The organism is Streptomyces sp. NPDC085900 (genome assembly GCF_044540925.1).
Classification (GTDB): domain Bacteria; phylum Actinomycetota; class Actinomycetes; order Streptomycetales; family Streptomycetaceae; genus Streptomyces; species Streptomyces gilvifuscus.
Genome location: NZ_JBITSP010000004.1, coordinates 1 through 12,093, shown reverse-complemented (window position 1 = coordinate 12,093; position 12,093 = coordinate 1). Strand labels below are relative to the sequence as shown.

Here is a 12,093-nt window from a genome sequence, read left to right as displayed (position 1 = left end):
CCGAGCGGCCCGCCCCTGGCTGACCGGGTCGTGCCCACAGTGCCCGCCAGGTGCAGGGCCACGGAATCTTGGCCGGGACGGCGGCCCGCTTCCGTTCGCCGGCCCGGCCGTCGCGCGCAGCGCACCGGCATGCGCGGGGCCAGGGGGCCGGTCCGGGCCGGGTCCGGCGGCCTAACCCTGGTCGATCAGGTTCTGGGTGCCGAGTACGGACAGCAGTTCCAGTTTCTCCGCGGCCTCCGTGCCGGGTTCGGCTGAGTAGACGAGGATGTGGAGGTCGTTCTCCTCGACGCGCAGCAGGTCGCAGTCGAGGGTCAGCAGGCCCACCTGCGGGTGGTCGATCGTCTTGTGCGACCCCTGGAGCCGGCCGACGACGCCCGCCTCCCACAGCTCGGCGAAGCGGGGACTGCCTGCCCTCAACTCCGCGATGAGGCGCTGGAGTTGGCGGTCGGCCGGGTAGCGGGCGGCGGTCGACCGCAGCTCGGCGACGATCCCGGCCTCGAAGGAGCGCCGTTCTTCGGGAGTGTGCCGTACCCGGCTCGGCACCCCCATGAAGTTGCGCCACGCGCCGTTGCGTTCCAGGCCCCGCAGCCGGGACGGGTCGCCCATCAGCGCCGCGTACATCGGGTTGGCCAGCAGCAGGTTCATCGCCGCGTCGGTGACCCCGACGGGCGTGTCGACCAGCCGGTCCAGCAGCCGCTGGACGCTCGGCGTGATGTATCCCGGCACCACGTCAGGTCCCGGCGGAACCAGATCCGCCAGCCCGAACAGATACGCCCGCTCGTCCCCCGACAGTCTCAGCGCCCGCGCCAGCGCCTCGACGACCTGCGCCGAGGGGTTGACTGCCCGGCCCTGTTCCAGGCGCGTGATGTAGTCGACCGAGATCCCGGCCAGCATCGCGAGCTCCTCGCGCCGCAGACCGGCCGCCCTGCGGTGGCCTCCCGAGGGCAGTCCGGCCGCGTCCGGGGAGACCCGGTCGCGCCAGCGCCGCAGTGCCTGTCCGAGTTCCGTGGCCGTCATGCCGCCCAGTGAACACCGTCCGTCCCGGATGTGCCTGGTACCGGCAGTCCCAGGAAGCGGAGGCGACTGGCTGCTCCCTTCGCCGCGCGGCACGGTGGACGGCATGACGACAACACTCATCACCGGAGCGAACAAGGGTCTCGGCCGCGAGACCGCCCGCCGGCTCGTCGCCGCGGGGCACACCGTCTGGGTCGGCGCCCGGGACGCGGAGCGCGGCCGCCGGGCCGCCGAGGAACTGGGCGCCCGTTTCGTGCAGCTCGACGTCACCGACGACGCCTCCGTGGACGCCGCGGTCAAGACCGTCGAGGCCGCCGGGGGTCTGGACGTGCTGATCAACAACGCCGGAATCGAGACCCGGACCGAAGACAACAGCGTGCCGGTCGCCGAGACCGTGACCGCCGACCACATGCGCACCACCTTCGAGACCAACGTCTTCGGCGTGGTGCGGGTCCTGCACGCCTTCCTGCCGCTGCTGCGCCGCTCGGCCGCCCCGGTCGTGGTCAACGTCAGCAGCGGCCTGGCCTCGCTGACCGCCCTCTCCGACCCCGCGCACCCCGCCCACTTCTACCCGGGCATCGCCTACCCGACGTCCAAGACGGCGGTCAACATGCTCACCGTGCAGTTCGCGAAGGCGTTCCCGGACATGCGGATCAACTCCGTGGAACCGGGGTTCACCAAGACGGACCTGAACGGCAACACGGGCACCCAGAGCGTCGAGGAGGGCGCCGAGGTCATCGTCCGTATGGCACAGATCGGCCCGGACGGCCCGACCGGCGGCTACTTCGACGTCGACGGGCCGCTGCCCTGGTGAGCCGCGCGTGAACCGGCCGGGGCACCGCTGCGTCGCAGCCGTACGCGATGCGAGTAGTGCTCCGGCAGGAAGTGGCTGACGGCGAGCTCGACGAGCTGCCCGCCGACCGTCCGGTAGACGCGGTCGATGCGCAGCAGCGCGCGGCCGGGTTCGCAGCCGAGGTGCCCGGCGAGGTCCGCCGTGGCCTCGGCGACCGTGATGCTCTGCTCGGCCTCGGCGATCGGTTCCGGCAGCCGCTGGTCCAGCAGGCCGATGACGGTGAAGGCGTGGGGCGTGCCCGGCAGCGTCAACACCTGCACCGTTTCCAGGAGTCGGCCGACGGCGGGCGGCAGCCAGACCGACGTGTGGCAGAACGCGACGTCCTCGTGGCGCCGCAGGAAAGCCAGCTTGTGCACCCGGTCGGTGTGCAGGCCGAGGCGGCCGGCCGCGTCGACGTCCACCCGGCGGTGCAGGGGCGTGACGACGTCCATGCGGGTGTCGATGGACAGCCCCATCAGGTCGTCGACCGAGCCGAACTGCCGTAGGTACTGCTCCTCCCGGGGCGTCGCAAACGTGCCGCGACCCGGCACCCGGTACACCAGTCCCTCGGCCACGAGGTCCTGGAAGGCCCGCCGCACGGTCTGCCGGCTCACCCGGTACGTCTCGGCCAGTTCGGCCTCGGTGGGCAGCCGCACCCCGTCGGGGTAGTCGTGGCGCAGGATCGCCGTCCGCAGCCCGCGGGCGAGCCGGACGTATGCGCTCTCCCGCTGCGGCCGTTCAGTCATCGAGTCCGCCCCGCGCCACCAACTGGTCGGCGATGACATTGCGTTGGATCTCGTTGGTGCCCTCGCCGACGATCATCAGCGGGGCGTCCCGGAAGTACCGCTCGACGTCGAACTCCGTCGAGTAGCCGTAACCGCCGTGGATCCGGACCGCGTCGAGCGCGATCTCCATCGCGGTCTCGGACGCGAACAGCTTCGCCATGCCCGCCTCCATGTCCACCCGGCGTCCGGCGTCCGCCTCGCGGGCCGCGTACAGGACCAGCTGGCGGGCGGCGGTGAGCTTGGTCGCCATGTCGGCGAGGAGGTTCCCCACGGACTGGTGGCGCCAGATCGGCTTTCCGAAGCTCTCCCGCTCCCGGGCGTAGCGCAGCGAGTCCTCCAGGGCGGCCCGCCCCACCCCCAGCGCCCGGGCGGCGACCTGGAGGCGGCCGGTCTCCAGCCCCTTCATCATCTGGGCGAAACCCTGCCCCTCCGCGCCGCCCAACAGGGCGTCCACCGGCACCCGGTGATCCTCGAAGGACAGCTCGCAGCTCTCCACCCCCTTGTACCCGAGCTTGGGCAGGTCCCGGGAGACGACCAGGCCGGGACCGTGCTCGGCCAGCAGGACCGACATGCCCGCGTGGCGCGGCCGGGCGGCCGGGTCGGTCTTGCACAGCAGCGCGATGAGGCCGGCGCGGCGGGCGTTGGTGATCCAGGTCTTCGCCCCGTCGACCACGTACTCGTCGCCCGCGCGGCGCGCGACGGTCGTCATGGCCTGCAGGTCCGAACCGCCGCCCGGTTCGGTGAGCGCCATCGTCGCGCGGACCTCCCCGGTGGCCATCCGGGGCAGGTACCGCCGCTTCTGCGCCTCGGTGCCGTACGACAGCAGCAGCTTCGCCACGACGGTGTGCCCGCCCATCGCCCCGGCCAGGCTCATCCAGCCGCGCGCCAGCTCCTCGGTGACCAGCACGAAGCAGGGCATGGAGACCGGGTTGCCGCCGTACTCCTCGGGGATCGCCAGCCCGTAGACGCCGAGCTCCTTCATGCGCTCGATGAGGGCTTCGGGATAGGTGTCGCCGTGCTCCAGCTCCCGCACGACGGGTCTGACGTCCTTGTCGACGAACTCGCGCACGGTCCGTACGACGAGCCGTTCGTCGGCGGAGAGGATGTCCAGGACGCTCATCGACGGATCTCCACATCATCCGGAACGGTGGTGGTGCTCGGGGTCGTCGAGATGTTCAGACGACGGCGTCGGCGCGCAGCGCCTCGATGTCGGCGCGGGTAAGGCCGAGTTCGGCGAGGATCGCGTCGGTGTGCTCGCCCACGTCCGGTACGGGGTCCATGCGGGCGGGCACCCCCGCGAGGTCGGCCGGCGGAACCAGCGCCTGCACGGTGGCGCCGGGCACGGCCACCTCCCGCCAGCGTCCGCGCTCCGCCAGCACCGGGTGGTCGAGGAACGCGGCGACGTCGTTGACCCCGGCGCAGGCGATGCCGATGCCCTCCAGGTCCTTCAGGATCTCCTCGGCGTCGGAGCGAGCGAGGCGCTCGGCGACGATGGCGTTCAACTCGTCCCGGTGCGCCACGCGTTGGGATCCGGTGGCGAAGCGGGGGTCGTCCGTCAACTCCGGCCGCCCCAGGAACCGCCCGCACAGGGCAGCCCATTCGCGCTCGTTCTGGATGGACAACAGCACTTGCTTGCCGTCGGCGGTCGGGAAGGCGCCGTACGGGGCGATGGTGGCGTGCTGGGTGCCGAGGCGGACGGGCTGACTGCCGCCGTAGCGGGTGTAGTTGGCGGGTTGGCCCATCCACTCGGCCAGCGCCTCGAACAGGGACACCTCCACGGGGTGGACCCGCCCGGTCGTGGCCCGTGTGTACAGGGCGGTCAGGACGCCGGTGTAGGCGTACATCCCGGCGGCGATGTCGGCGACGGAGATCCCGACCCGGGCGGTCTCCTCGGGCGTCCCGGTCAGCGAGACCAGGCCGGTCTGGCACTGCACCAGCAGGTCGTAGGACTTGCGGTCGGCCCACGGGCCGCTCGTGCCGTAGCCGGAGATCGTGCACGGGATCAGCCGCGGATACCGTTCGGCCAGCGCGTCCACGCCGAGGCCGAGCCGGCCGGCCGCGCCCGGCGCCAGGTTCTGCACCAGCACATCCGCGTCGGCCAGGAGGTCGTGCAGGATCTCCAGGCCGCGCGGGTCCTTCAGATCCAGGGTGAGGGACTCCTTGGAGCGGTTGAGCCAGACGAAGTAGCTGGAGTGGCCGTGCACGGTGGTGTCGTAGCGGCGGGCGAAGTCGCCCTCGCCCGGACGTTCCACCTTGATCACGCGGGCGCCGAGGTCGGCGAGCTGACGGGTGGCGTAGGGCGCGGCCACGGCCTGTTCGAGGCTGACCACGGTGATGCCGGACAAGGGGAGTCGCACGGTCGGCCTCCGGGTTGTGTGGGGCAATTTGTACGGCCGAATCCGCGGACCTGTCAACGGCGGACACCGCCCCCTGAACAGTGGCTCACGGCCCATGCTTGACGCGGCCGAGACCGCATCCCGCACCATGCCCGGGCTTTGTACGCAACAATGCGGCACCTGGTCAGGCACCCCCTCGGGAGTCCCGTTGCCCCGTTCCGATTCCGGTTCCGATTCCGAGCCCGCGGCCGACTTCGGCTTCCTCGAAGAGATCGCCCGCACCTGGCGCCCCGACGACTCCCGTACGACCGATCCCCTCGACGCCGCGCCCGTGGCGGCGCTCTCCGCGGTCCTCGATCTGCCGGCCCCGGTCGCCGCCGCGGGCGGCGCCCTGCCGCCCCTGTGGCATTGGCTGCACTTCCTGTCCTGGCCCCGGCGCGGCGAACTCGGCCCCGACGGGCACCCCCGGGACAGCCGTTTCCTGCCCCCGCTGCCGCGCCGGCGCCGCATGTTCGCCGGGGGCCGCCTGGAGGTGACCGCACCGCTCGTGGTGGGCCGGCCGGCGGAGCGGCACAGCCGGGTCGACCGGGTCCGTCCCAAGCGGGGACGCAGCGGCGATCTGCTGTTCGTCACCGAGCGCAGCGAGTACCGGCAGGACGGACGCCTCTGCCTGACCGAGGAACAGCACCTCGTCTACCGCAGCGGCAGTGGCAGCCACGGGTCCGTACCGTCCGCCCCGACCCTGGACACCGAGGCCCGGCCGCTCGACGGCACATCCCGCTGGCAGCGGGAGTGGCACACCGATCCCGCACTGCTGTTCCGCTTCAGCGCCCTGACCGCGAACGCCCACCGCATCCACTACGACGTCCCGTACGCGACGGACGTCGAGGGCTACCCGGGGCTGGTCGTGCACGGTCCGCTGCTGGTCCTCGCCATGCTCGAAGAGGTCCGCCGACGGCAACCGGAACGGCTCGTGCGCTCCGTCTCCTACCGGCTGCTCAAGCCCGTCTTCTGCGGCGAGCGCCTACTGGTCTGCGGTGACCCCGCGGGCGAGGGACCGACGGCGGCACTGCGCGTCGCGAGCCACCGTGAGGACGCCCACGCCCGGGCCGAGGTGGGCTTCGACCAAGTCCCCTGAGTCCCTGACCGGCGCGCTGGGGGGCGCCGCCCGTGCCGTCAGGCCGCTTCCTCCGCGTGCAGCTGCGCCGGAGCCGGCGGGGCCTCGATCCGGCGGGGGAGCAGCAGTGGTGTGGCCAGTACCAGTACCCCGGCGATCGCGATCGCCGTGCGGGGTCCGGTCACGCCGGCCAGCAGGCCCCACAGGGCCGTCATCGCGGCGGTCGTCGCCTTGTTGGTCACCGACCACGCGGAGAGCGTGCGCGCCACCCGGTCCGCGTCCGTCTGCCGCAGCCGCGTGGTGGCGTACACCGGGTTGAAGACGGCACAGGACGTGATCACCCCGAGTTCCACGGCCATGACGAGCACCAGTCCGGCCGTGCCCGGCCCGACGAAGGCCAGGCCGATCGGCCAGAACGCGCGCAGCCACCCCGAGGTGAGCAGCACCCGCCGCTCCCCGAAGCGTGGCACGAGTCGGCGGGCCAGCCGTGAGCCGATCAGCCCGCCGACGCTGGGCACGGAGAACGCCAGACCGTACTGCCAGGCCGAGAACCCGAGGTCACCGACCATGAGCACGGCGAGCAGCGGAACCGACACCATGATCAGGGCGTTGTAGAGCGCCGTGTTGAGGAACAGTGGGCGCAGTACCGGATGGGCCAGGATGTACCGCCAGCCCTCGAGCAGCCCACCGGCCGGCGCCGGGCCCGTGCGTACGGGAGGAGTCTCGGTGCCGCCGATCGCACGGATGCCGACGGCCGACAGCAGGAAGCTGACCGCGTTGGCCAGTACGGTCATCACCGGCCCGAACACGCCCATCGCGGCCCCGCCCAGCGGCGGCCCCAGGATGGTCGCGGTCCACTGCGTCGCCTCGAACCGGGCGTTCGCGGCCAGCAGGTCCTCCGGCGCCAGCAGCGACTTCACGAAGGCCCCGCTTGCCGCCGTGAAGCCGACGTCGGCAGCGCCGACGACGACCGCCACAACCAGCAGTTGCACGAAGGTGAGGGCGTCGAGCGCGTAGGCGGCCGGAACGGTCAGCAGCACCAGGCAGCGGACCAGGTCCATGGCCATCATCACGGGCCGCTTGCGACGGAACTCCATCCACGGCCCGAGCGGCGTCGCCACCACCGCGCCCACCGCCAGCCCGGCCGCGGACAGCACCGCGACCTCGGTCGCCCCGGCGTGCAGCACGATCACCGCGATCAGCGAGAACGCGTCGAAGGCGAGCCAGGTGCCGAGCGCGCTGACGGCGTACGCAGCCCACAGCCACTCGAACCGCCGCCCCAGCGATCGCCCGCCCCGCATGCCCGTCTCCCCGTACCGCCCGACTCCGACCGGCGCCATCAAAGCCGCACACGGGGCCTGGGGGCAAACAACCGACACGCCGGGCGCGCGACAACCGGTGGTTGTGGGGAGGTGCTCGGTGCCGTACCGCCGCACGCTGTAGAAAAGGGCCGTGGATCTCGACGCAGTACGCACCTTCGTGGCCGTCGCGGACGCCGGACGGTTCCGGGAGGCCGCCCTCACCCTGGAGATCACCCAGCAGGCCGTCTCCAAGCGGGTCGCGGCGCTGGAACGGGACCTCGGAGCCCGCCTGTTCACGCGGACCGCCCGAGGCGCCCGGCTCACCGTGGACGGACAGGTCTTCCTGCCGCACGCCCGCGACCTCCTGCGGGCCGAGGAACGGGCCGCGGCCTCGGTACGACCGGGGCGGCGCGCCCTGCGCGTCGACGTGATCGGCCGCCGCCTGGCACCGGCCGACCTGGTACGGGACTTCCACCACGCGCATCCGGACGCCGCGCTCGACGTCGTGACCCTCTTCGATGCCGACACGGCGATCTCCGCCGTGCGCTCCGGCACGATCGACGCGTCCTTCCGCGCCCTCACGCTCCCCGCCCGCCGGCTGCCCGACGGCCTCGCCGCGGCCCGCGTCCACGACGAGCCCCTGGAGCTCCTCACCGGCCCCGGGCACGCGCTCGCCGCCGCCCGCGCCGTCACGCCCGCCCAGCTGGCCGGGCACCGGATCTGGATGCCCGGCAACGTCGCCGGCACCGAATGGGCCGCCTTCTACGACGACCTGGGCGCGGCCTTCGGCTTCACCATCGAGGTCACCGGACCCGACTTCGGCACCGAACCGCTCCTCGACACGATCGCCGACTCCCCGCACCTGGCGACCTTCGTGGGCGTGCAGACCCGCATGGTCTGGCCGGCCGGCCACGGTCTGCGCCGCATTCCGCTCCGCGATCCCACGCCCGTCTACCCGCACTCGTTGATCTGGCGCGCGGACAACCCGCACCCGACCCTTGCCGCACTCCGCGCCCACCTCGGCACCGCTCGGAAGAGCGAGGACACGTGGACTCCTGAGTGGGCCGGCTGAGCCCCCAGCCGTGACCTCCGGCGCATTCCGCGGAGCTGACCCGGTCACGGATTTCCGTGCGGAGCAGGCGCGGCTGTCGCTGTCCGCGCATGCGCGCGGAGCCGGCACGGTCATCGCTACCCGCGCATTCGCGGGGAGCCGGCCGGTCGCGGTTTCCCGCGCGGGGCGGGGCTGATCACGGCTTGCCGCGCATTCGCGCGGAGGCGGCCCGGTCGCGGGTTCCCGCGCGGAGGGCCTGATCGCGGTTTCCCGCGCTGAGCTGGCCTCGTCACGGCTCCCCGCGCATCCCGCGCCGATGCGGCCTGGGCAGGGCTTGCCGCGCATCTGAGCGGATGCGGCCCGGTCGCGGTTCCCCGCGCAGAGCCGGCCCGGTCACCGCTCCCCCCCCCGCATCGCGCGCGCCCGCGGCCGCGCCCACGTCGGCCGTGGTCAGTGCCGTGCCGAGACAGGCGCGCTCTCGGCCGGGGCCGAACCCGTCACGACCCGGGCGGTCGAGCGGGTGCGGCGGTCGAGGTACGCCGCCAGGAAGGACAGGAGCAGGGCGCTGCCCGTCAGGAGTGCGCCGACCCAGTTGGGTGAGGTGTAGCCGAACCCGGCGGAGATGACGACGCCGCCCAGCCAGGCGGCCAGCGCGTTGCCGAGGTTGAAGGCGCCGATGTTCGCGGCGGACGCCAGCGTCGGCGCGGCCGAGGCCTGGTCGAGCACCCACTTCTGCAGCGGCGGCACGGTGGCGAAGCCCAGGGCGCCGACCAGGGTCAGGGTGATCGCCGCGAGCACCTTGTCGTGCGCGGTCGCCGTGAACACCAGCAGCGTCAGGGACAGCGCGCCGAGGGCGGTGAACAGCATCGGCATCAGGGCCCGGTCGGCGAACCGGCCGCCCACCAGATTGCCCAGGAACATCCCGGCCCCGAACAGCACCAGCAGCCAGGTGACCGCGCCGGCCGAGTAGCCCGCGACCTCCGTCATCATCGGCGTGATGTACGTGACCGCGGCGAAGACCCCGCCGAAGCCGAGGACGGTCATCGCCATGGCGATCCACACCTGCGCGTTGCGGAAGGCGGCGAACTCCGTACGGACCGTGGCGGACTCCGGGCGGCCCGTCTCCGGGACCAGCCTGGCCACTCCCAGGAGACCGGCGATGCCGAGGACCGCGACGGCGGCGAACGTGACCCGCCAGCCGGCGGCCTGACCGATGTACGTGCCGAGCGGCACTCCGACGACGTTGGCCACGGTCAGTCCCGTGAACATCAGGGAGATCGCGGAGGCCTTCTTCTCGGGCGCGACCAGCCCGGCCGCGACCACGGACCCGATGCCGAAGAACGCGCCGTGCGCGAGGGAGGCGACGACCCGGCCGGCGAGCATGACGCCGAAGCTCGGCGCGAGGGCGGACAGGGTGTTGCCCACCACGAACAGGCCCATGAGGAACATGAGCATCTTCTTGCGGGACACCCTCGTGCCCAGCACGGTCAGCAGGGGAGCGCCGAGGACGACGCCCAGGGCGTAGCCGGAGACGAGCAGGCCGGCCGTGGGGATGGAGACGCCGAAGTCCCCCGCGACCTCGGGCAGCACGCCCATGATCACGAACTCGGTGGTGCCGATCCCGAAGGCCCCTATGGCCAGGGCCAGGAGGGCGAGAGGCATGGGAAGAACCTTCCAGGCGATTGCGTGTGTCGCTTACAAGCGTCGACAATAGTTGCACACGCGGGCTAAATGCAAGCACATGTAAAGCTGGGAGCGGGTAGTACGTGTGCGCAAGTATTTGGGCAAAGCGAAGCCCCCGAAGCGTTGCCGCTCGCGGGGGCGGTGGTCTCAGGCGGGGACGCGGAGCGTCTCGACGGCCTTGACCAGTGGTGCCAGTTCCGGGTTCAGGGCGGCCTCGTCCAGGGCCTCGCGCAGGGCGGCCTCATTGGTGGGGCGGGCCCGCTCCAGCAGTTCGAGGCCGGACTCGGTGACATTGGTGTAGATGCCGCGCCGGTCCGTGGGGCACAGGTAGCGGGTCAGCAGCCCGCGGTCCTCGAGCCTGGTCACCAGGCGGGTCGTGGCGCTCTGGCTGAGTACGACGGCGTCGGCGACCTGCTTCATCTGCAGATGGCCGCCCTCGCCGTCGTGCTGCCTGCTCAGCACGTCGAGCAGTGAGTACTCCCGCACACTCAGGCCGTGCGCGGCCTGCAGCGCGCGCTCGATGTGGGCCTCGATCCTGCCGTGCAGCAGCGAGAGGGCGCACCAGCCCTGAGCGAGGGCGGTGAGCGCCGGATCTGTCGCGGTCATGGGGCCCTGGTCCTCCGTCCCGAAGTGCCTGCGGTCCAGGATAGGACACCGATGAAATTGTCGGCTCGGGCACATATACGGCGCCTGCAAGCGGTGCGTCGGGAACCGAGTCGCGTCGACCGGGATCTTGCTGATACACCCATGGCATGGCAGCCGAGGATTCCGAGCGTTTCGTACCGGGCCAGACGGCACTCGTCGTGCCCGTACCGGAGGCGGAGCCCGCCGTCCGGACGTGGCGGGAGCGCTACGACCCCGCCGCCCGGGCCGGCGTCCCGGCGCACGTCACCGTGCTCTTCCCGTTCCTGCACGCCTCCCTCGTCGGCCACGGGACCTGCGCCGTCCTCGACGAGATCTTCGGGCGTCACCCGTCCTTCGAGGTGCGGTTCGAGGCCTGCGGTCGCTTCCCCGGGGTGCTCTATCTCGCCCCCGACCCCGAGCTCCCGTTCCGCCGGCTCACCGAGGCGGTCGTCGACCGCTGGCCCGAAGTCCCGCCGTACGGAGGCAAGTACGAGGCGCACCCGCATCTGACGGTGGCCCAGGGGCAGGACGACGCGGTGCTCGACGAAATCGAGACGGGACTGCGGGCCGCCCTGCCGTTCACCGCGCGTGTGCCGACGGTGGATCTCGTGGTCTTCGGCGGCGCGGAGTGGCAGCATCGGGCGTCGTTCGCACTTCGTTAGACACGTCCAGGAGAACACCATGGCCGGGCCGCGCCCCACGACCACCCTCTGGCGTCCCACCGGCCCCAAGGAACTCGACCTGGTCCGCGAACTGGACTGGCGTGCCTGGCCACCCCGGCTGCCCGAGCAGCCGATCTTCTACCCGGTGCTCAACGAGGACTACGCCGTCAGGATCGCCCGGGACTGGAACGTCAAGCACGACGGCGCCGGGTTCGTCACCCGCTTCGAGATCGACTCGGAGTTCGTGAGCCGCTATCCGGTGCGGCAGGCCGGCGGCGAGACGATCCTCGAACTGTGGGTGCCAGCCGAGGAACTCGACGAGTTCAACGCCCACATCGTCGGCAAGATCCAGGTCGTGCACGAGTTCCGGTAGGACGACGACGGCCGCGGCTAGGGCCTGTCGTTTGGATCAGGTCGGCTGCAGGGAGCGGTGCGTGGCGGCGGACCCGAGCGGGGTCTGGTGCGTGCAGCTGCAAGGCGGAGGAGGGAGTCGACGCGGAGCGTCGGCGAGTGACGACAACGCGGCTGGGGGTGCCCCCTCTGGGGGAGTGCGTGCCAGGGCCCGCGACGCCCAGCTGATCCAAACGACAGGCCCTAGGAGTTGTCTTCAAATGGGTCACGCCCACATCAGGAGCGAGGCGAGGGTGACAGCTGCCTGGTAGGACTCGGCGGTCTTGTCGTAGCGGGT

Annotated in this window: 12 protein-coding genes; 5 read left to right on the top strand and 7 right to left on the bottom strand. The window is 72.1% G+C overall.

What is annotated here, in order from left to right; all coding sequences use genetic code 11:
- Nucleotides 1–171 precede the first annotated feature (171 nt).
- Nucleotides 172–1,017 carry a helix-turn-helix transcriptional regulator gene (locus ACIGDI_RS14170; RefSeq protein WP_399895336.1) on the bottom strand — a complete coding sequence of 282 codons (846 nt, stop codon included), beginning with the start codon at nt 1,015–1,017 and terminating at the stop codon, nt 172–174.
- 103 nt (nt 1,018–1,120) lie between these two features.
- On the opposite strand from ACIGDI_RS14170, the gene ACIGDI_RS14165 reads away from it, so the two are divergent.
- On the top strand, nt 1,121–1,828 hold the full coding sequence (locus ACIGDI_RS14165; protein WP_399895333.1) for an SDR family oxidoreductase: 708 nt from the start codon (nt 1,121–1,123) through the stop codon (nt 1,826–1,828).
- Here ACIGDI_RS14165 and ACIGDI_RS14160 read toward each other — a convergent pair.
- Genes ACIGDI_RS14160 through ACIGDI_RS14150 form a run of 3 tightly spaced genes read right to left on the bottom strand, consistent with a single transcriptional unit; the run spans nt 1,795 to nt 4,988 of the window.
- Nucleotides 1,795–2,592 carry a GntR family transcriptional regulator gene (locus ACIGDI_RS14160; protein ID WP_399895330.1) on the bottom strand — a complete coding sequence of 266 codons (798 nt, stop codon included), beginning with the start codon at nt 2,590–2,592 and terminating at the stop codon, nt 1,795–1,797. The genes ACIGDI_RS14165 and ACIGDI_RS14160 overlap by 34 nt on opposite strands.
- Entirely contained in the window at nt 2,585–3,751 is a 1,167-nt protein-coding gene (locus ACIGDI_RS14155; RefSeq protein WP_399895327.1) for an acyl-CoA dehydrogenase family protein, read from the bottom strand. Before ACIGDI_RS14155 ends, ACIGDI_RS14160 begins: the two co-directional genes overlap by 8 nt.
- Nucleotides 3,752–3,806: 55 nt before the next feature.
- A complete protein-coding gene (locus ACIGDI_RS14150) occupies nt 3,807–4,988 on the bottom strand; it encodes a CaiB/BaiF CoA transferase family protein (RefSeq protein ID WP_399895324.1) in 1,182 nt (393 codons plus the stop codon).
- 187 nt (nt 4,989–5,175) lie between these two features.
- Here ACIGDI_RS14150 and ACIGDI_RS14145 point away from each other — a divergent pair, with 187 nt between their 5' ends.
- A complete protein-coding gene (locus ACIGDI_RS14145) occupies nt 5,176–6,105 on the top strand; it encodes a hypothetical protein (RefSeq protein ID WP_399895321.1) in 930 nt (309 codons plus the stop codon).
- A 38-nt stretch (nt 6,106–6,143) separates the two neighbouring features.
- Here ACIGDI_RS14145 and ACIGDI_RS14140 read toward each other — a convergent pair whose 3' ends face one another.
- Entirely contained in the window at nt 6,144–7,385 is a 1,242-nt protein-coding gene (locus tag ACIGDI_RS14140) for an MFS transporter (protein WP_399895318.1), read from the bottom strand.
- A 151-nt stretch (nt 7,386–7,536) separates the two neighbouring features.
- Between ACIGDI_RS14140 and ACIGDI_RS14135 the strand changes: the two genes are divergently transcribed.
- Nucleotides 7,537–8,457: a LysR family transcriptional regulator gene (locus ACIGDI_RS14135; protein ID WP_399895315.1), complete on the top strand. Its 921-nt coding sequence runs from the start codon at nt 7,537–7,539 to the stop codon at nt 8,455–8,457.
- A 429-nt stretch (nt 8,458–8,886) separates the two neighbouring features.
- On the opposite strand, the gene ACIGDI_RS14130 is transcribed toward ACIGDI_RS14135, so the two are convergent.
- A complete protein-coding gene (locus ACIGDI_RS14130) occupies nt 8,887–10,098 on the bottom strand; it encodes an MFS transporter (protein ID WP_399895312.1) in 1,212 nt (403 codons plus the stop codon).
- Between the two features lie 168 nt (nt 10,099–10,266).
- Nucleotides 10,267–10,725 carry a MarR family winged helix-turn-helix transcriptional regulator gene (locus tag ACIGDI_RS14125; RefSeq protein WP_399895309.1) on the bottom strand — a complete coding sequence of 153 codons (459 nt, stop codon included), beginning with the start codon at nt 10,723–10,725 and terminating at the stop codon, nt 10,267–10,269.
- A gap of 146 nt (nt 10,726–10,871) precedes the next feature.
- Here ACIGDI_RS14125 and ACIGDI_RS14120 point away from each other — a divergent pair, with 146 nt between their 5' ends.
- Both ACIGDI_RS14120 and ACIGDI_RS14115 read left to right on the top strand, forming a co-directional pair.
- The gene (locus ACIGDI_RS14120) at nt 10,872–11,405 is read left to right on the top strand and encodes a 2'-5' RNA ligase family protein (RefSeq protein WP_399895306.1); all 534 of its coding nucleotides are present in this window, start codon (nt 10,872–10,874) and stop codon (nt 11,403–11,405) included.
- Between the two features lie 19 nt (nt 11,406–11,424).
- On the top strand, nt 11,425–11,778 hold the full coding sequence (locus tag ACIGDI_RS14115) for a hypothetical protein (RefSeq protein ID WP_399895303.1): 354 nt from the start codon (nt 11,425–11,427) through the stop codon (nt 11,776–11,778).
- The last annotated feature ends 315 nt before the right edge of the window (nt 11,779–12,093 follow it).